This is a genomic window from Streptomyces sp. NBC_00237 (genome assembly GCF_026342435.1).
Taxonomy (GTDB): Bacteria; Actinomycetota; Actinomycetes; order Streptomycetales; family Streptomycetaceae; genus Streptomyces.
Genome location: NZ_JAPEMT010000001.1, coordinates 2,789,585 through 2,808,320 on the forward strand (window position 1 = coordinate 2,789,585; position 18,736 = coordinate 2,808,320).

Sequence of the window (18,736 nt, forward strand, 5' to 3'; positions counted from 1 at the left end):
GGGTGTGATCGCCGGAGCGGCGGGGAAGGGCGTCCTCCGTCACGGATACCCCCGGGAGGGCACCGAAAGCGGTCGGTCGAACGGTTGACTAGTTACTCCCGCGTACCGAAGATCGGGCCATGGACGCCAAGGGGAACGACGCCACCGGTCACGACGTCACCGGCAGCGAGGGCACCGGCCACGACGGCACCGGCAGCGAGGGCGCGGGCCGTGACTCCGGACGTGACACCGGCCGCAGCGGCTACGACGCGGACGTCATCGTCGTCGGCGCGGGCCTCGCGGGCCTCGTCGCGACCGCCGAACTGGTCGATGCCGGGCGCAAGGTGATCCTCCTGGACCAGGAGCCCGAGCAGTCCCTCGGCGGCCAGGCCCACTGGTCCTTCGGCGGTCTCTTCCTCGTCGACTCGCCCGAACAGCGCCGGATGCGGGTCAAGGACAGCCGCGACCTCGCTCTCCAGGACTGGATGGGCACCGCCGGATTCGACCGCGACGAGGATGCCTGGCCCCGCAAGTGGGCTGAGGCGTACGTCGACTTCGCGGCGGGGGAGAAGCGCTCCTGGCTGCACCAGCAGGGCGTCCGCTTCTTCCCTGTCGTCGGCTGGGCGGAGCGCGGTGGCTACGACGCCAACGGCCACGGCAACTCCGTACCCCGCTTCCACATCACCTGGGGCACGGGTCCCGGCCTCGTGGCCCCCTTCGAGCGCAAGGTCCGCGAGGGCGTCGCCCGAGGTCTCGTCACGTTCCGCTTCCGGCACCGGGTGACCGGCCTGGAGCGTACCGGCGGAACGGTCGACACCGTCACCGGCGAGATGCTCGAACCCTCGTCCGCCGAACGCGGCACCGCCAGCAGCCGCACCGTCACCGGCGACTTCTCGCTCCGCGCCCAGGCGGTGATCGTCACCTCCGGCGGCATCGGCGGCAACCACGACCTGGTGCGCGCCCAGTGGCCCGAGCGCCTCGGCACCCCGCCCGCGCACATGCTCTCCGGCGTCCCCGCGCACGTCGACGGCCTCATGCTCGGCATCACGGAGGCGGCCGGTGCCAGCCACATCAACCGCGACCGCATGTGGCACTACACCGAGGGCATCCAGAACTGGAACCCCATCTGGGCCAGGCACGGCATCCGCATCCTGCCCGGCCCTTCGTCGCTGTGGCTGGACGCGCGGGGGCGTCGCCTCCCCGTCCCCCTCTTCCCCGGCTTCGACACGCTCGGGACGCTGGACCACATCATGAAGACCGGGTTCGACTACACGTGGTTCGTGCTGGACCAGCAGATCATCGGCAAGGAGTTCGCCCTCTCGGGGTCCGAGCAGAACCCCGACCTGACGGGCAAGTCGGTCCGCGGTGTCTTCGACCGGGCCCGCGCCGCCGTCCCCGCCCCGGTGAAGGCGTTCATGGACAACGGCGCGGACTTCGTCGTCGAGAAGGACCTGGCCTCCCTCGTGCGCGGCATGAACGCCCTCACCAAGGAGCCCCTCATCGACGAGGCCGACCTGCGCGGCCAGATCGTCGCCCGGGACCGGGAGATGGCGAACCCGTTCACCAAGGACCTCCAGGTCACGGCGATCCACGGGGCCCGCAAGTACCTCGGCGACAAGCTGATCCGCACTGCGACCCCGCACCGCATCCTGGACCCGAAGGCGGGCCCGCTGATCGCCGTACGCCTGCACATCCTGACCCGCAAGTCACTCGGCGGCCTGGAGACCGACCTCTCCTCCCGCGTCCTCACCCCGGACGGCACTCCGTTGCCCGGCGTGTACGCGGCGGGAGAGGCGGCGGGCTTCGGCGGGGGAGGCGTCCACGGCTACCGCTCCCTGGAAGGCACCTTCCTGGGCGGCTGCATCTTCTCCGGCCGCGCCGCAGGCCGCGCCGCCGCACGCGAGGTCAGGTAGGCCGCGCCAGCCCAGCCCCCTCCGCCCAGCCCCCTTGGGCTCCGCCCTGCCTCGCCCCCTCGGGCGGCGCCGCCTCGCCGAGCCTCCTTGGGCGGCGGGGCCGCCCCCGGGGGCGGAACGGGCGGGCAAGGGGGCGGCCCCTCTCGCCCCGGGCCCACCCCGGAGCGCCCCCGCCCCACCCCGCTGCCGCCCCACCCCCCCCAAGGAGCCCCACCCCCACCAGGAGCCCCACCCCGGACGGGCTAGAACACCTCCACCACCCGGAACCTCTCCGCCACCACCATCGTCGAGTCGTCCACCACGAACCCCGGATCCCCCAGCGCCTCCCGCATCTCCTCCCCGTGCCAGAACGCCTCGTGCCCCACCCGCCACTCCGCCACCGACCCGTACCCCTCCCCCTCGTCCAGCGCGTGCTGAAGATCCACGTCCCCCAGCCTCAGCACCCGTACCTCGGTGATCTCCAGCACCGCCACCTCCCGCCCCGCCGAGTCGATCAGCGCCGACCGCTCGCCCACCGGCGGCAACTCCTCGTCCTCCGCCTCGTACTCGCACAGCAGGCCGGTCGTCGAGACCTTCTCCCCCGTCAGCACCGCCGCGACCAACCGGTCCCGCAGCGGCCCCGGATATGCCAGCAAGTACGGCGGAAGCGGCATGCGTACGGGAGCGGTTCCGGCGGAATTCACGTGGTCGTCCATCCGGCCACCCTAGCCACGACGGCCCCCGCCTGCCGCGATGCGCAGTCCCGCCACCCAACCGCCAAACACTCGACTCCAGTTGACTCCTCACTCCCCGCCGAACGAGCTTGACGCGGAGCCACCCGTACCGGTTTGCTGTGCGTGATCAAAAGCCTGCTCGTCGCGCGTCGTGGAGGTACCCGCGGATGGCCCCTCCTCCGCCGCTTCTCCGCCGCCGCCGCGGCGAACAGCCGCCCGACCCTGCCCTCGACGACGCCGAACTCGTCGAGGTGCGCGAACAGTTGGGCCAGGGTCGCTGGACCAGGGCCCGGTCGCTGCTGGCCCGCACGGGAGACGACTGGGACCGCCGGGGCCACCGCCTCCTCGTCCTCGCCGCCCCCAAGGGCACCCTCGCCTGGGCCAAGGACTGGCTCCTCGCCGAACCCGAAAGCGCGGACGCCGCAGCCCTGTTGGCCTGCGCCGAAGTAAGCAGCGCCCTCCTCGGCAAGGGCAGCCCGGACCGCGCCCGGCAGTCCTGCCGCAAGGTCGCGGGGCTGGTCCCCGAGGACCCCACGCCCTGGCTCGCGCTGCTCCTCCTCGCCCGCCACCTCGGCACCGAGGACGAGGTCACCCAGCTGTACGACCAGGTCAGGCTGCGGCACCCCGAGCACCACCACGCCCACCACCTGATCATCGCCCGCCTCGCCGAGCGCCGCCCCGACATAGGGCAGGACCCCCTCCACGAGGTGTACGACTTCGCCGCCTGGGCCGCCGAACAGGCCCCCGCAGACTCCCCGTTGGCCGTGCTCCCCGTCGTCGCGCACGCCGAGCGCTACCGTGCGCTCGCCGTCGCCGGACAGGTGCCGCCCGACCCGGAGTCCTCCGGGCACTGGGCGGGCCGCCGCGCCCGGCAGACCATGAAGGCCGCCTTCGACTGGTGGCTGGAGTGGGAACGCGAGGACCACCCCCGTTCGCGCGTCGACCTCAACTTCCTCGCCCACGCGAAGTTCTGCGAGGGCCGGTACGCCGAGGCCGCCGCCCTGTTCCACCGGATCGGCCCGCACCGCACGGCCGCCCCCTGGTCCTACCCCGACCGAGACTCCCACCAGGCATTCCGCGCCGCCCGAGGCGTCGTACTCGGAGACGCCTGACGCGAAGACGCCTGACCCCGACGCAAGCCCGCACCACGCAAGCCCGCACCACGCAAGCCCCGCACGACGCAAGTCCAGCACCACCGCACCCCTCCCCGCCACACACACCGAAGGGACCACCCCGCGATGGCCACGGGCAGTTCACCCACCCGCACGACCCCAGAGACGAGCAGCGGCGACGCCGGCATCAACACCTACAAGGGCGAGGAGGGCGCCCTGCGCGCCGGCCGTCTCGGTACCCTCGGCCTCCTGCTGTCCGTCCTCGCCGCCAGCGCCCCCCTCATGGTCGTCGCCGGTGTCATGCCCACGATCTTCGGCGTGATGGGAGTGGTCGGCCAGCCGCTCCTCTTCCTCATCCTGGGCGCGGTCCTGCTCCTGTTCAGCGTCGGGTACGCCGAGATGAGCCGCCACGTCCACAACGCCGGCGCCTTCTACGCCTACATAGCCCGCGGCCTCGGCGCCACCGCCGGCGCCGGCGCCTCCCTGGTCGCCCTCGTCGCGTACAGCGCGATGCAGGTCGGCATCTTCGGCATCCTCGGGTTCGAGCTGTCGGGGATCTTCGCCAACTACCTCGGCCTCAAGATCACCTGGTGGGTCTTCGCGCTGGTCTGCGTCGTCCTCGTCGGCGTCCTCGGCTGGCTGAAGATCGACCTCAACGCCAAGGTCCTCGGCGTCCTGCTGCTCATCGAGTGCGTGCTCGTCGTCATCTTCGACGTCTCGGCCGTCGCCGAACCCGCCAAGGCCACCGGTCTCTCCTTCGCCGCGTTCGACCCCGCCACCCTCTCCGGCCCCGGCGTCGCGCTCGGCACCGCCCTCTGCTTCTCCATCGCCGCGTTCGTCGGCTTCGAGCAGGCCCCGGTGTACGCGGAGGAGACCCAGCGCCCGCACGTGATCGTCTCCCGCGTGATGTTCCTCGGCGTCGCCTACTCGGCGATCTTCCTGGCCCTCAGCTCCTGGGCCGTCAGCATCGCCGCCGGACCCGACAAGGTCGCCAAGCTGGCCACCGACCAGGGCCCCGGCATGCTCTTCACGCTCGTCGAGGAACGCCTCGGGACCACCTTCACCGACGTCCTGCACATCCTCTTCGTGACCGGCATGTTCGCCGCGCTGCTCAGCTTCCACAACGTCGTCGCCCGCTACTCCTTCGCGATGGGCCGCGAGGGCCTCCTGCCCGCCGCCTTCGGCCGTACGAACAAGGTCAGCGGCGCCCCCGCCACCGGCTCCGCCCTCCAGACGGTCGTCTCCCTGATCGTCGTCCTGGCCTTCGCGCTCACCGACGACAAGCCCGTCGACGACCCCACCACCCCGGTGCTGCACCTGTTCACCTGGATGGGCAACGTCGGCGCGCTCGGCGTCATCCTGCTGATGGCCGTCGCGTCGTTCGCCGTGATCGCCTTCTTCGTACGGCGCGGAGCGGGCGCGGCCCAGAAGTGGCGGCTGCTCTGCTCGGGCCTCGCCGGGATCGCCCTGCTCGGCATCGCCGTGTACACCGTCAAGGACTTCGCCATGCTGGTCGGGGCGGAGTCCGGCTCGGCCCTGAGCTGGATCCTGCCCGGCATCATCGGCGTCGCCGCGGTCGGCGGAGTGATCTACGGCGCGGTCCTCAAGGCGAAGAAGCCCGCGGTGCACGCCCGGATCGGCCTCGGCAACGAGGCGTTCCAACTGGACAAGGCCGCAGGTGCGGAGGCGGAGAGCGCAGGCCGCTGAGCACTCCGGGGGAGGGGAGGCGCGCGCGTCCCCTCCCCGCCGGGGATTCATGACGAAAGTCTGACGAGAACGCGAGGACCTTTGCCCCCGGGCCCCGCAGATGCTCGAATCGAGGCGTGACCCCTCAACCACCGGACGGGACCGCCCCCTCCCCACGCCCCGACCCCGGGCCGTCCCCCGAACCCCGGGGCGCCCCCGTGGCCCGCCGCCTCGTCCTCGGCATGCTCGGCGTGGGGGCCGTGGGCGTGGCCGCCGCCCCGTACCTCCAGAACGGCATCGACTCCTTCCTCGGCGCCGCAGCGGGCAAGGACCCCACCGGCATCACCGGTCTCCTCCCCAACAGCAGTGGCTTCCGCTACTACTCCGTGGCCGCGTCGGTGCCCCGGAAGACCCCGGACACCTACCGCCTCACCGTCGACGGCCTGGTGGACCGGCCCACCGCCTACACCCTGGCCGACCTGCGCGCCCTGCCGCAGACCCGGATCGTCCGCGACGTCCAGTGCGTCACCGGCTGGCGGGTCCCCGGGACCCCCTTCGAAGGTGTGACGCTCTCCCGGCTGCTCGACCTCGCCGGAGTCAAGGACACCGCCCGCGCGATCCGCTTCACCTGCTTCGACGGCACGTACAGCGAGAGCCTCACCCTCCCGCAGGCACGCCGCGACGACGTACTGGTGGCCCTGAGGATGCAGGACAAGGACCTTCCCCACCAGCACGGCGGCCCGGTCCGCCTCTACGTCGCGCCCATGTACTTCTACAAGTCGGCGAAATGGCTCTCCGGCATCACCGTCACCGACCGGGTGCGCCCCGGCTACTGGGAGGAGCTGGGCTATGACGTCGACGCCTGGGTCGGCAGGTCCAACGGACGCACCGACACCCCGACCGTCTGAACTACCCGCCCGGGTGAGCCGGTTCACCCGCGCCGAACGCCTCGTCCACCGCGCGACCGCGACCCTGACGCTCCTGTGCGTCGCCACCGCCGCCTGCCTGTACGTCCCCGCGCTCGCGGAACTCGTCGGCCGCCGGCACCTTGTCGTCACCGTCCACATCTGGACCGGCATCCTGCTCCCGGCCCCGTACCTGCTGGGCCTGGCCTCGCGCGCGTTCCGGGCCGACCTCGCGCTGCTGGCCCGCCTCACGTCGTACGACAAGGAGTGGCTGCGGGCGGTCCGCCGACGCCGCCCGGACCGCCCGGCGGGCAAGTTCAACGCGGGCCAGAAGCTCTACGCGGGGTGGATCGCGGGCGCGGCGCTCGTGATGCTCGGAACCGGCCTGCTGATGTGGTTCACGAACCTGGCACCGCTGAGCTGGCGCACGGGAGCGACCTTCGTCCACGACTGGCTCGCCCTCGCGGCGGGCGTCGTCGTCGCCGGACACCTGTGGATGGCCCTGACCCACCCGGAAGCCCGACGCGGCATGCGCACGGGCGAGGTCGACAGGGAGTGGGCCAGGGACGAACACCCCCACTGGAAGCCCTAGAGCCCCATAGCCCTGGAAAAAGCCGTGGAGGCGTGGAGGCGTGCAGGCGTGCAGGCGTGGAGGCGTGGAGCGCTCCCGCCCTAGAGCCTTGCGAGCGCCCCCACCGCCCGCTCCACGATCTCCTCCGGCGTCCCCTCCACGTCCACGGTCACCCCGTACTCGTCGTCGCCGAGCCCCTCCAGCGCCGCGAACTGCGAATCCAGCAGCGCCACCGGCATGAAGTGGCCCTTCCGTTCCCGCATCCGCGACTCGATCAGCTCCCGCGACCCGGCCAGATGCACGAAGGCCACCCCCGGTGCCGCCTCCCGCAACCGGTCCCGGTACGCCCGCTTCAGCGCCGAGCAGCTCGCCACGCCGCCCGCCTCGCCCCGCTCCCGCGCCCAGGCCCCCACGGAATCGAGCCAGGGCCAGCGGTCCGCGTCCTCCAAGGGCACTCCGGCGGCCATCTTCGCGACGTTCGCGGCCGGGTGGAAGTCATCACCCTCCGCGTACGCGACGCTCACCCTTTCCGCCAGCAATGCCCCGATTGTGGATTTCCCCGTACCCGCAACACCCATGACAATTACCGCGTGTGAGAAATTCATCAGCGAGCCCGATCCTCTCTGTTCACTCTTGACGCACCAGTAACAACGCCCGAGCATTCTCCGCATGGTCTTGTCAGACAGCCGGACAACCCCCGGCGATGCCCCCGCGAGCGACCCCGCCGTTCCCGGCGGCGACCCGCTCGGCGACCTCGACGGGCCCGTGCCCCGACGCGTCAGCGCCACCGACGTCGTCCTCGCGCACCTGCGCACCGCCATCGAGTCCGGCGAACTGACCGTGGGCGACAAGCTCCCCACCGAGGCGGAGCTCGGCCGGCGGTTCGCCGTCAGCCGGTCCGTCGTCCGTGAAGCCCTGCGCACCCTCCAGGCCCTCGGCCTGACGGTCTCCCGCGCGGGCAAGGGTACGTACGTCGCGTCGCAAGGGCCGAACCACAACCCGGTCTTCGGCTCGTACTCGGCCCGTGACCTGCTGGAAGTACGCCGTCACGTGGAGATCCCCGCGGCGGGGTACGCTGCTCAGCGCCGCACCCAGGACGACATCGATCACCTGTTGACACTGATCGAGAGCATGGAACGCGAGACCGACCCCACCGCCTGGGTGGCGCTGGACACGCTCTTCCACCTCACCGTCGCCGGGGCATCGGGCAATCCCGTCTTCCAGAAGGTCATCGAAGAGATCCGGGACGCCCTCGCGCGGCAATCCAGCTTCCTGAACCAACTCGGGGACCGACGACGCCAGTCGGACACCGAGCACCGGGTCCTGGTCGAAGCGATCGTCGAAGGGTCCGAGGGGGCAGCCGTGCACGCCATGGCCGCCCACCTCGAACGCGTCGAGACCGCCCTCAACTCGATCGTGCGCCCCGGTACCGCACATCCCCCACACGAAGGCGAAGCGATACATGAGTGACCGCACCCGCACTGCGGCCGTCGACACCGCCCCGCCGTCCCCGCCCTCGACGTCCCAGCACGTCGACGCGGGTGACGAGGGTTACAGCAAGGACCTCAAGTCCCGCCACATCAACATGATCGCCATCGGCGGCGCCATCGGCACCGGCCTCTTCCTGGGCGCCGGCGGCCGGATGGCGGGCGCGGGCCCCTCCCTGGCCATCGCGTACGCCGTCTGCGGCGTCTTCGCGTTCTTCGTCGTCCGCGCCCTCGGCGAGCTGGTGCTGTACCGGCCGTCCTCCGGCGCGTTCGTTTCCTACGCCCGTGAGTTCATGGGCGAGAAGGGCGCCTTCGCGGCGGGCTGGCTGTACTTCCTGAACTGGTCGACCACCGCCATGGCCGACATCACGGCCGCCGCCCTGTTCGCCCAGTTCTGGTCCGCGTTCAGCGACATACCCCAGGGCGTTCTCGCCCTCGCGGCCCTGGCCGTGGTCCTCGCCGGAAACCTGATCTCGGTGAAGTACTTCGGCGAGATGGAGTTCTGGTTCGCGATCATCAAGGTCGCCGCCCTCGTGGTCTTCATGCTGATCAGCATCTACCTGGTGGCCACCCAGACCCCGGTCGACGGCCACGTCCCCGGCTTCTCCACGATCGCCGACAACGACGGCATCTTCCCCCTGGGCATGCTGCCGATGCTGCTGGTCATCCAGGGTGTCGTCTTCGCGTACGCCTCGGTGGAACTGTGCGGCGTCGCCGCCGGCGAGACCGAGAACCCGGCGAAGATCCTGCCCAAGGCGATCAACTCGATCATGTGGCGCGTCGGCATCTTCTACGTCGGCTCGGTCGTCCTGCTCGCGCTGCTGCTGCCCTACACGGCCTACAGCGCCGACCAGAGCCCGTTCGTCACCGTCATGGACAAGATCGGCATTCCGGGCGCCGCGAGCATCATGAACCTCGTCGTGCTCACGGCCGCCCTCTCCAGCCTGAACTCCGGCCTGTACTCCACCGGCCGCATCCTGCGCTCGATGTCGCTCTCCGGTTCCGCCCCGAAGTTCACCGGTCTGATGAACAAGGGCCAGGTCCCCTACGGCGGCATCCTGCTCACGGCGGGCTTCGGCGCCCTCGGTGTCTGCCTCAACTTCCTCGTTCCCAAGAGCGCCTTCGAGATCGTCATCAACGTCGCCTCGATCGGCATCCTCGGCACCTGGGCGATGATCATGATCTGCTCGCTGCTGTTCTACCGCCGCTCGAAGGAGGGCCTGGTCGAGAGGCCCTCCTACAAACTGCCCTGGGCTCCGTACACCCAGATCGTCACGCTCGTCTTCCTCGCGACCGTGGTCTTCCTGATGTGGTACGGCGGAGGCGACGGCCGCAAGACCGTCTACTGCCTTCCCGTGATCGCCGCGATGCTCGTCGGCGGCTGGTTCGTCGTACGCCGCCGGGTGAACCTCATCGCGGCGGAGCGCGCCGAGAAGTCCTGACCCGCACCCGTGCGCCACGGTCGGCCGTCTCCCCCCGGGGAGGCGGCCGACCGGCGTATGGTCGGACGTATTACGAGGTCAGACACCCATCGAGGTCAGGGAGAACCCCCAGATGGCACAGCAGGTACGCGGAGTGATCGCCCCGGGCAAGAACGAGCCGGTCCGCGTGGAAACGATCGTGGTGCCGGACCCCGGTCCCGGTGAGGCCGTGGTGAAGATCCAGGCTTGTGGCGTCTGCCACACGGACCTCCACTACAAGCAGGGCGGCATCAACGACGACTTCCCCTTCCTCCTCGGCCACGAGGCGGCGGGCATCGTCGAGTCCGTGGGCGAAGGCGTCACCGACGTCGTCCCCGGCGACTTCGTCATCCTCAACTGGCGTGCCGTCTGCGGCCAGTGCCGCGCCTGTCTGCGCGGACGCCCCCAGTACTGTTTCGACACCCACAACGCGCGGCAGAAGATGACCCTGCTCGACGGCACCGAGCTGTCCCCGGCACTGGGCATCGGCGCCTTCGCCGAGAAGACCCTCGTCGCCGCGGGCCAGTGCACCAAGGTCGACCCCGAGGTCTCCCCGGCCGTCGCGGGCCTCCTGGGCTGCGGCGTCATGGCGGGCATCGGCGCCGCCATCAACACCGGCCAGGTCGGCCGGGGCGACTCGGTCGCCGTCATCGGCTGCGGGGGCGTGGGCGACGCCGCGATCGTCGGGGCCCGCCTCGCCGGAGCGTCGAAGATCATCGCCGTCGACATCGACGACCGCAAGCTCGCAACCGCCAAGTCCATGGGCGCCACCCACACGGTCAACTCCCGCTCCTCGGACCCCGTCGAAGCCATCCAGGCCCTCACCGGCGGGAACGGCGCCGACGTCGTCATCGAGGCCGTCGGCCGCCCGGAGACGTACAAGCAGGCTTTCTACGCCCGCGACCTCGCCGGAACGGTCGTCCTCGTCGGCGTCCCCACCCCCGAGATGCGGCTCGAACTGCCCCTCCTCGACGTCTTCGGCCGGGGCGGCGCGCTCAAGTCCTCCTGGTACGGCGACTGCCTGCCGTCCCGCGACTTCCCGATGCTGATCGACCTGCACCAGCAGGGCCGCATCGACCTCGCCGCCTTCGTCACGGAGACCATCGGCCTGGGCGACGTCGAGAAGGCGTTCGCGCGCATGCACGAGGGCGACGTCCTGCGTTCGGTGGTGACCTTCTGATGGCGGCCCGCATCGACCACCTCACCACCTCCGGCACGTTCTCCCTCGACGGCGGCACCTGGGACGTCGACAACAACGTCTGGATCGTCGGCGACGACACCGAGGCGATCGTCATCGACGCCGCCCACGACGCGGACGCGATCCTCACCGCCCTCGACGGCCGCACCCTGCGCGCCATCGTCTGCACCCACGCCCACAACGACCACATCGACGCCGCCCCGGCCCTCGCCGAGGCCACCGGCGCCCCGATCCTGCTCCACGAGGACGACCTGCCCCTCTGGAAGCAGACCCACCCGGACCGCACCCCGGACGGCACCCTCACCGACGGCCAGGAGCTGACCGTCGCGGGCACCACCCTCGCCGTCCTGCACACCCCGGGCCACGCCCCGGGCGCGGTCTGCCTCTACGCCGAAGCCCTGGCCACGGTCTTCACCGGCGACACCCTCTTCCAGGGCGGCCCGGGAGCCACCGGCCGGTCCTTCTCGCACTTCCCGACGATCGTCGACTCGATCCGCGACCGCCTGCTGACGCTCCCCGCGGGGACCTCCGTGCGCACCGGCCACGGCGACCCCACCACCATCGGCGCGGAAGCCCCGCACCTCGACGCGTGGATCACCCGAGGCCACTGACGCCACCGGCGCCAGCGCACCCACGGCCGCTGACGGCCGCGCACCCCCGGCCGCTGACGGAAGCGCACGACGAGAGCCCCGCCGGGGGCAGGCACGACGAAGGGGGCCGCCCGCACCGGGCAGCCCCCTTCCCGTACCTCTCAGACCTTCTTCACCAGGCTCGACTTCAGCCGCAGCGCCCCGAAGCCGTCCACCTTGCAGTCGATGTCGTGCCCGTCGACAGGCTCGATCAGCCGGATGCCGCGCACCTTGGTGCCCGCCTTGATTCCGGACGTGCTGCCCTTCACCTTGAGCGCCTTCACGACGGTCACGGCATCCCCATCGGTCAGCACGTTCCCCACGGAATCCCGTACGACCCGCTCGCCGTCCGCCTCGTCCCCCGCCTCCTGCGGCACCCACTCGTGCCCGCATTCCGGGCACACCACGAGGGCGTCCATCTCGTAGGTGTACTCACAGGAACATTTGAGGCAAGGGGGGAGGTTCTCCATCATTTCTTCAGGATATCGGCCTGACCCGGAAGGCTCAGCCACAGGCTTTCGCCGATCCGGGGCCGCGCTCCCGGGAACGCGAAAGACCCCCAGAAGCTCTGGGGGTCTTTCACTCGGTGTCCGAGGGGGGACTTGAACCCCCACGCCCGATAAAGGGCACTAGCACCTCAAGCTAGCGCGTCTGCCATTCCGCCACCCGGACAAGGTGTCTGTCGTTCGGGGCTGTTCTGCGCTTTCCCGTTCCGACGTGGAAAACAATACCAGGGGTTTCGAGTGCTCGATCACCACCCTCTCCGTGCCCTCCCACCTGCATGAACGGCACATTGCGGGAGAGGACCCCCCTTGGGTGCGGGAGCCGGGGGCGGGAGGATGAGAGGGACCACCAGCAACGCAGTGGGAGGAACCAGCGTGAGTGAGTCGAACACGACCCGGAAGGTGACCGGCGAGGACGAGGTCGTCGACCTCTGCCGGGATCTCATCCGCATCGACACCAGCAACTACGGCGACCACTCCGGGCCGGGCGAGCGCAAGGCCGCCGAGTACGTCGCCGAGAAGCTCGCGGAGGTCGGCCTGGAGCCGAAGATCTTCGAGTCGCACCAGGGGCGGGCCTCCACCGTGGCCCGCATCGAGGGCGAGGACCCGTCACGGCCCGCGCTCCTCATCCACGGCCACACCGACGTCGTACCGGCCAACGCGGCGGACTGGACCCACGACCCGTTCTCCGGCGAGATCGCCGACGGCTGCGTGTGGGGCCGCGGCGCGGTCGACATGAAGGACATGGACGCGATGACCCTCGCGGTCGTACGGGACAGGCTGCGCAGCGGCCGCAAGCCCCCGCGCGACATCGTGCTGGCCTTCCTCGCCGACGAGGAGGCGGGCGGCACGTACGGGGCCAGGCACCTGGTCGACAAGCACCCGGACCTCTTCGAGGGCGTCACGGAGGCCATCGGCGAGGTCGGCGGCTTCTCCTTCACCGTGAACGAGAACCTGCGCCTGTATCTGGTGGAGACCGCCCAGAAGGGCATGAACTGGATGCGGCTCACCGTGGACGGCACCGCCGGCCACGGTTCCATGACCAACAAGGACAACGCCATCACCGAGCTCTGCGAGGCGGTGGGACGGCTGGGCCGCTACGAGTGGCCGGTCAGGGTCACCAAGACCGTACGGTCCTTCCTCGACGAGCTCTCCGACGCGCTCGGCACCGAGCTCGACCCGGAGAACATGGACGAGACCCTGGCCAAGCTCGGCGGCATCGCCAAGATGGTGGGGGCCACCCTGCGCAACTCGGCCGCCCCGACCATGCTCGACGCCGGGTACAAGGTGAACGTCATCCCGGGGCAGGCCAGCGCCCACGTCGACGGCCGCTTCCTGCCCGGGTACGAGGAGGAGTTCCACGCCGACCTCGCCCGCATCCTCGGCCCCCGGGTGAAGATCGACGAGGAGCGCTCGCACCGCGACAAGGCCCTGGAGACCGACTTCGACGGCAAGCTCGTGGACGCGATGCAGGTCGCGCTGCGTGCCGAGGACCCCATCGCCCGCGCCATCCCGTACATGCTCTCCGGCGGCACCGACGCCAAGCACTTCGACGACCTCGGCATCCGCTGCTTCGGCTTCGCGCCGCTCCAGCTGCCGCCGGAACTGGACTTCGCGGGCATGTTCCACGGGGTCGACGAGCGGGTGCCGGTCGACGGGCTGAAGTTCGGCGCACGGGTCCTGGACCGTTTCATCGACAACTGCTGAGGCCCAGGGGGGGTGACATCTGTTGCCCCCTGTGGCGGTTGCTGAAACGTATTGCCCAGCTATTCGCCCGTACGTGCTACGTGAATGAAAAGAGTGAATGGAGTCATTGGGTCGTAGCCCAGCCGGTTTCTCTTCGTTACAGGTGATGCGGTCCGCGGCTGGGATCGCACCTTTCAACTAGGAGGAACAACAATGATCAAGAAGATCGTCGCCGCTGCGGCTGCTACGGGTGGCCTCGTTCTCGCGGGTGCGGGCATGGCTGTCGCCGACTCGGGTGCCCAGGGCGCTGCGCTGCAGTCCCCCGGTGTCCTCTCGGGCAACGTCGTTCAGGCCCCGATCCACATCCCGGTGAACGCGTGCGGCAACACGGTCTCCGTGATCGGTCTGCTGAACCCCACCTTCGGCAACACCTGCTCCAACAGCTGACGTTGAGCTGCACGACCCTTTGAGGGTCTGAAATTCCCGGGCGGCCCCGGAGTGCGCGCCATGCACTCCGGGGCCGCTTGGGCTTTCGGCCCGCGGGCAATCACGCCCGCGGGCTCTTCGGTAGGCAGAGGCAAGGAAACGATCCAATGCGTCAGGTCACCAAAAAAGGTCTGATCACCATGGCGGCCGCCGGTGGCGTGCTCGCTCTGAGCGGCGGTTCCGCGCACGCCGACTCGGGTGCGGAGGGGAACGCATCGAACTCCCCGGGCGTGCTGTCCGGCAACTCGGTGCAGATCCCCGTGCACGTCCCGGTCAACGCGTGCGGCAACACCGTCAGCGTCGTGGGTGTCCTCAACCCCGCGCTCGGCAACGCCTGCGCCAACGAGTCCCGCCCGGCCGCGCCCGGCAAGCCCGGCCTCCCCGGGCCCGGCAAGCCCGGCACGCACACCGTGGGCGGCGCGACCGCCCACGGCGACACGAGCGATTCGCCCGGTGTCGGCTCCGGCAACAACATCAAGGTGCCGGTGCACGTCCCGGTGAACGCGTGCGGCAACGGAGTCAGCGTCATCGGGCTTCTCAACCCGGTCTTCGGCAACGACTGCGCCAACGAGTCCGGGCCCGTCACCCCGGAGAAGCCCGTCGCCCCGGTCGTGCCTCCCACCCCCGACGAGCCGCAGACGCCGGGCACGCCCGGCCAGCCGCACACCCCGGGCCAGCCGCACACCCCGGCCGTTCCGAACACCCCCGAGACGCGGAACGTCGCGCAGCCCAGGGCCATCGAGGCGCTGGCGCAGACCGGAGCCTCCGGCTCGCTCGGCACGGTGATCCCGGCGAGTGCGGGCCTGCTCCTCGCGGGCGCGATTCTCTACCGCAGGTCGCGCTCCCAGGCGTAGTCCCGCGGCTGTACGACAGCGGAGCGGGGCCTGTGGTCACGGGGCCCGCTCCGCCAGTGGACGCGCGCCCGCGAACGGCGTGCGCGACGCGCTCGCACCGTGCTCTTCAACCTGCCCGGCTCACCACGTGGCACGCAGTTGACGGATGATCCGCCTGCGCAGCCGCACCCGACGACTGCCGTCGCGGCGCAGGCTCAGTCGGTCCAGCTCCCAGTGCCCGTACTCGGCGTGGTCGGTCAGTAAACGGGTCGCTTCCTTGCGGGACACCCCGCGCGGAACGTACACGTCGACAAATTCGTATTCCGGCATCGCATCTATTGTGCGGGCAGAGGTCGTCTACGGATAGCGTCTGCACTATGTCTGATGCCGCTCAGCCCACCGCTGCCGAGGTACGCGCCGCCGCCGAGGCGGTAAAAGCCGCGCTGGACCGCCACCTTGAGGCGGTCGAGCGCCGTTCCGGAGACGACGACCCCGCCGTCTACGACGCCTTCAACGAACTGGCCGCAGCCGCGGAGGACTACGACGAGCTGCTCTACGAGCGCTACGACGAGGTCACCCCCTTCGAGATCCCCAGCCCCGAGGACGCCCCGCCCGGCCACAAGGGCCCCGTCGACGCGCTCAGCGTGCTGATCCGCCGGGACTACGCCGTGGCCCAGCCGCAGCGCCTCCTCGCCCAGGCGCAGCGCCTCGCCGACCTCGACCCGGACGTCGCGTCGAACGGACTGCCCGCCTCTGCCGGAGTCGTCGGCAGCAGCGTGCAGGCCGCCCTGGGCGTCCTCTTCGGCGAGTACGAACCCGATGAAATCGCCTCCCGGCACAAGGAGTTCGGCCTGGAGGAGGGCGACTCCACCCTGTGGGTGGCCGCCGTCGAGGAACTGCCCGAGCCGGGGGAGTGGCTGGCCGCCCCCTTCGACAGCGCCGATCAGCGCGATGTCGTGTGCCGCTTCGACGTCAGCTCGGTCTTCGACGACGACGAGATGGACGACTTCGAAGAGGTCTGAGTCCGGTGAGGCACGGCTGAGGGGGCGGACCGCACGGGTCCGCCCCCTCAGCCGTTTCCGTTACGCCGTCGCCTCGACCGGCACCGGGCGCAGCAGCTCCGCCAGCCGGGTCGTGCGCGGCGGGGGCACGACCTCCGCGACGGCACGCGGCAGCGCCGCGTCGACGCCGTGCACCACGGACAGGTGCCGCTCGGCCCGCCCGAACGCCGTGTACACCCACGGCCTGCTCAGCGCCTGCGCCGCGTCGCCCGGCAGCACCACGACCACCGCGGGCCAGCGCATCCCGGCCGCCTGGTGCGCGGTCAGCGCCCACGCGTGCCGCACGCACGCCTCCACCCGCTCCTTCGGTACGACGACGGGCTCACCGGCACAGTCCAGGTGCAGCCCCTCCGCGTCCGCGCCCTTCACCGTGCCCGGAACCGTACGGCCCGGGACCGGGACGTAGGCGATCCGGTCGCCCGCGTCGAAGCCGCCGAAGCGGCCGGGGCCGGGGTTGAGGCGCTGCTTGAGCGCCGCGTTCAGCGCCCGCGTACCGGCCGAGCCGCCATGGCCCGGAGTGATCACCTGGGTGTGCCCGGCATCGATCCCGAAGGCGCGCGGCACCGAGTCCGCGACCAGCTGCACGGTGCGGTGCACGGCCTCGCCCGCGTCCCGTACGGGCACGATCACGACCTCCTTGCCGGGGGCCTCCACCTGGTTCAGCTCGCCGATGCCGATGCCGGAGACCAGCTCGCCGATCGGCCCCGGGTCGGGGGTGCGGGAGGCGATCTGCGGGCAGGCGCGGGCGCTCAGCACGTCAGCGAAGACCTGCCCGGCACCGGCCGACGGCAGCACGCCCGGGTCGCCGCTGAGGACGAGGCGGGCACCGTCGGGCAGCGCCTCGACGAGCACCGCACCGGTCTCCACGTCGAGCTGGGGCGCGTCGAGCACGACCAGCAGATCGAGGTCGAGCGCTCCGTCGCCGTCCCTGCCGGGCCCCTCGGCGCCGGACAGCAGACCGGTGAGGGTCACCGCCCAGGCGGCGTCCGTGCCCCCGGCCGCCTCGCGGGCGTGCAGGGCGGCGGCCACCCGGTCGCGGCCGTCCCCGCTGTGGGCGGCGGCGTACGCGCGCAGGCCCAGGCGGTGGGCGGCGCTCAGCAGGGCGGCGGGCTCGGCGCGGGACGCCTCGCCGCCGGTGTGGGCGACCAGGCCGTTGCCCGCCACCGCACGGATCAGGTCGCCGGCGGAGCCGGGCACCTGCTCCCACTCCCCGGCGTCCTCCACGGGGGAGTTCACCAGCCGGGCCAGGCCCTCGGCGAGGCTCTCCTCGGCCATCGCGTAACGATCGAGACCGAGCAGGGCCGGAGCGGGCTCCTCCGCCTCCTCCGGCTCCGCGGCGTCCTCGCCCTCTGCGCTCTCTTCGCCCGCTTCGTCGTACTCGGCCTCGGCCTCCTGCTCTTCCTCGGCCCCGTCCTGGAGGGGCAGGGCGACGCCCTCGGCGAGCGCGTACGCCACCGCCTCCTCGGGGTCCGGCACCGAGAGCCCGGCGAGCGCCTTGCACACCTGCTCCGTCGCGACGGCCGTGTGCCCCTTGAGGGCGGCCCGCTCCAGCAGCCAGCCGACGAGCGCGGCGGCCCGCCGCCCGTCGGCGGGCCCGCACTCCGCGCCGAGCAGCGCGCGGGCGAACCCGTCGGCCTGCTCGGGGAGCGTCCCCGGCACGGACAGCAGCTGCCAGGGGTCGGCCCGCAGCACCTGGGCGGCCTGCTCCCCGAGCACCCGGGCGACCTCGCCCGCCAGGCCGTCGGGCGCTCCGCCCGCAACCAGGACTTCCCGTACGTCCGCGACCGTCCCGGGTGCGACGGGGGCCGTCGGGGCGGGCGTCGCGGAGGTCTGCGCCGGTACGGCGGCGGGGGCGGCCGGTGCGGGGGCGACGACCGGCGCGGAACCGGCACGCGGCGGTGCGGGCGCCGGCGCGGGCTCCGGCACGAACGCGCTGGCGGGCTTCGCACCGCTTTCCACCGCCTTCACGGCGGCCATCAGGTCGGCGGCGGCGCCGCTCAGCTTGGCTCCGGCGGAGATCTCCGCCTTCGCGGCCTTGCGCTGCGCGATCTTCGCCCGCAGCTCCCGCTGCGCGGCCAACTCGGCCTCGGCCTCGGAGAGCTGGGGGACGGCGGCGGTGGCGTCACCGGCGGCGGGGGCATCGGCGGCGGTGACGTCGGCACCGTCCTCGGCGGTTTCGGCTCCGGTGTCCGTCCCGGGGGCGTCCTCCGTGTCGGCTTCGGCGTCCGAAGCCTCGGCCTCCGGTCCTGCTTCGGCCTCCGGTCCCGCCTCGGATTCGGTGCCGTCCGGGGCTTCCGCCTCCGGTGCGTCCTGCCTGCCGTCGGTCTCCGCAGCCGTAGCGGTAGCCGTAGCCGTATCCGTGTCCATCTGCTCCACCGTCCCGGTGTCCTCGTGCTCCGCGGTCGCCGAGGTCTCCGCGACCTCCGCGGCCGGTGTCGCGGTGGCTGTGTCGTCGTCCGGTGTCCCGGCCGCCGGGTCGGCGGCGGCGGGGTCGGCCGGGGGGACGGGGGTCTC

General features: G+C 71.5%; 18 protein-coding genes and 1 tRNA gene. 13 read left to right on the forward strand and 6 right to left on the reverse strand.

Annotation, left to right across the window (positions count from 1 at the left end; genetic code table 11):
* Positions 1–119 precede the first annotated feature (119 nt).
* Positions 120–1,892 (forward strand): FAD-binding dehydrogenase, encoded by a 1,773-nt coding sequence (locus OG897_RS12350; protein ID WP_266655684.1) that lies wholly within the window; start codon positions 120–122, stop codon positions 1,890–1,892.
* Between the two features lie 242 nt (positions 1,893–2,134).
* Here the strand turns inward: OG897_RS12350 and OG897_RS12355 are convergent, their stop codons facing one another.
* Entirely contained in the window at positions 2,135–2,587 is a 453-nt protein-coding gene (locus OG897_RS12355) for an ASCH domain-containing protein (RefSeq protein ID WP_266655686.1), read from the reverse strand.
* 185 nt (positions 2,588–2,772) lie between these two features.
* Between OG897_RS12355 and OG897_RS12360 the strand changes: the two genes are divergently transcribed.
* The 4 genes from OG897_RS12360 to OG897_RS12375 all read left to right on the forward strand — a co-directional run bounded on the left by OG897_RS12360 (position 2,773) and on the right by OG897_RS12375 (position 6,900).
* Positions 2,773–3,717 (forward strand): hypothetical protein, encoded by a 945-nt coding sequence (locus tag OG897_RS12360; RefSeq protein WP_266655688.1) that lies wholly within the window; start codon positions 2,773–2,775, stop codon positions 3,715–3,717.
* Between the two features lie 126 nt (positions 3,718–3,843).
* Positions 3,844–5,424, forward strand: a complete 1,581-nt coding sequence (locus OG897_RS12365) for an APC family permease (RefSeq protein ID WP_266655690.1) — start codon at positions 3,844–3,846, stop codon at positions 5,422–5,424.
* 221 nt (positions 5,425–5,645) lie between these two features.
* The gene (locus tag OG897_RS12370) at positions 5,646–6,311 is read left to right on the forward strand and encodes a molybdopterin-dependent oxidoreductase (RefSeq protein WP_266656794.1); all 666 of its coding nucleotides are present in this window, start codon (positions 5,646–5,648) and stop codon (positions 6,309–6,311) included.
* Positions 6,253–6,900, forward strand: coding sequence for a cytochrome b/b6 domain-containing protein (locus OG897_RS12375; protein WP_266655692.1), 648 nt, complete (start codon positions 6,253–6,255; stop codon positions 6,898–6,900). Before OG897_RS12370 ends, OG897_RS12375 begins: the two co-directional genes overlap by 59 nt.
* 80 nt (positions 6,901–6,980) lie before the next feature.
* Here the strand turns inward: OG897_RS12375 and OG897_RS12380 are convergent, their stop codons facing one another.
* A complete protein-coding gene (locus OG897_RS12380; RefSeq protein ID WP_266655694.1) occupies positions 6,981–7,484 on the reverse strand; it encodes a gluconokinase in 504 nt (167 codons plus the stop codon).
* A 64-nt stretch (positions 7,485–7,548) separates the two neighbouring features.
* Here OG897_RS12380 and OG897_RS12385 point away from each other — a divergent pair, with 64 nt between their 5' ends.
* From OG897_RS12385 to OG897_RS12400, 4 genes are all read left to right on the forward strand, one after another.
* The gene (locus tag OG897_RS12385) at positions 7,549–8,349 is read left to right on the forward strand and encodes a FadR/GntR family transcriptional regulator (protein WP_266655696.1); all 801 of its coding nucleotides are present in this window, start codon (positions 7,549–7,551) and stop codon (positions 8,347–8,349) included.
* A complete protein-coding gene (locus tag OG897_RS12390; RefSeq protein WP_266655698.1) occupies positions 8,342–9,808 on the forward strand; it encodes an amino acid permease in 1,467 nt (488 codons plus the stop codon). Before OG897_RS12385 ends, OG897_RS12390 begins: the two co-directional genes overlap by 8 nt.
* Positions 9,809–9,920: 112 nt before the next feature.
* The gene (locus OG897_RS12395; RefSeq protein ID WP_266655700.1) at positions 9,921–11,006 is read left to right on the forward strand and encodes an S-(hydroxymethyl)mycothiol dehydrogenase; all 1,086 of its coding nucleotides are present in this window, start codon (positions 9,921–9,923) and stop codon (positions 11,004–11,006) included.
* On the forward strand, positions 11,006–11,635 hold the full coding sequence (locus tag OG897_RS12400) for an MBL fold metallo-hydrolase (RefSeq protein ID WP_266655702.1): 630 nt from the start codon (positions 11,006–11,008) through the stop codon (positions 11,633–11,635). The genes OG897_RS12395 and OG897_RS12400 overlap by 1 nt, the downstream gene beginning before the upstream one ends.
* Positions 11,636–11,775: 140 nt before the next feature.
* Here the strand turns inward: OG897_RS12400 and OG897_RS12405 are convergent, their stop codons facing one another.
* Both OG897_RS12405 and OG897_RS12410 read right to left on the reverse strand, forming a co-directional pair.
* Positions 11,776–12,126: a zinc ribbon domain-containing protein YjdM gene (locus OG897_RS12405; RefSeq protein WP_323188033.1), complete on the reverse strand. Its 351-nt coding sequence runs from the start codon at positions 12,124–12,126 to the stop codon at positions 11,776–11,778.
* Positions 12,127–12,240: 114 nt separating this feature from the next.
* Positions 12,241–12,325 (reverse strand) — tRNA-Leu (locus OG897_RS12410).
* 206 nt (positions 12,326–12,531) lie between these two features.
* On the opposite strand from OG897_RS12410, the gene OG897_RS12415 reads away from it, so the two are divergent.
* From OG897_RS12415 to OG897_RS40810, 3 genes are all read left to right on the forward strand, one after another.
* A complete protein-coding gene (locus OG897_RS12415) occupies positions 12,532–13,863 on the forward strand; it encodes a M20/M25/M40 family metallo-hydrolase (protein WP_266655704.1) in 1,332 nt (443 codons plus the stop codon).
* Positions 13,864–14,055: 192 nt separating this feature from the next.
* Entirely contained in the window at positions 14,056–14,289 is a 234-nt protein-coding gene (locus tag OG897_RS12420; protein WP_266655706.1) for a chaplin, read from the forward strand.
* Between the two features lie 146 nt (positions 14,290–14,435).
* The gene (locus OG897_RS40810; RefSeq protein ID WP_323188034.1) at positions 14,436–15,182 is read left to right on the forward strand and encodes a chaplin; all 747 of its coding nucleotides are present in this window, start codon (positions 14,436–14,438) and stop codon (positions 15,180–15,182) included.
* A 120-nt stretch (positions 15,183–15,302) separates the two neighbouring features.
* On the opposite strand, the gene OG897_RS12435 is transcribed toward OG897_RS40810, so the two are convergent.
* Positions 15,303–15,491 (reverse strand): DUF5703 family protein, encoded by a 189-nt coding sequence (locus OG897_RS12435; protein WP_189827295.1) that lies wholly within the window; start codon positions 15,489–15,491, stop codon positions 15,303–15,305.
* A 47-nt stretch (positions 15,492–15,538) separates the two neighbouring features.
* Here OG897_RS12435 and OG897_RS12440 point away from each other — a divergent pair, with 47 nt between their 5' ends.
* The gene (locus tag OG897_RS12440) at positions 15,539–16,183 is read left to right on the forward strand and encodes a hypothetical protein (RefSeq protein WP_266655710.1); all 645 of its coding nucleotides are present in this window, start codon (positions 15,539–15,541) and stop codon (positions 16,181–16,183) included.
* Between the two features lie 60 nt (positions 16,184–16,243).
* On the opposite strand, the gene OG897_RS12445 is transcribed toward OG897_RS12440, so the two are convergent.
* A complete protein-coding gene (locus OG897_RS12445) occupies positions 16,244–18,589 on the reverse strand; it encodes an ATP-binding domain-containing protein (protein WP_266656798.1) in 2,346 nt (781 codons plus the stop codon).
* Positions 18,590–18,736: the final 147 nt, after the last annotated feature.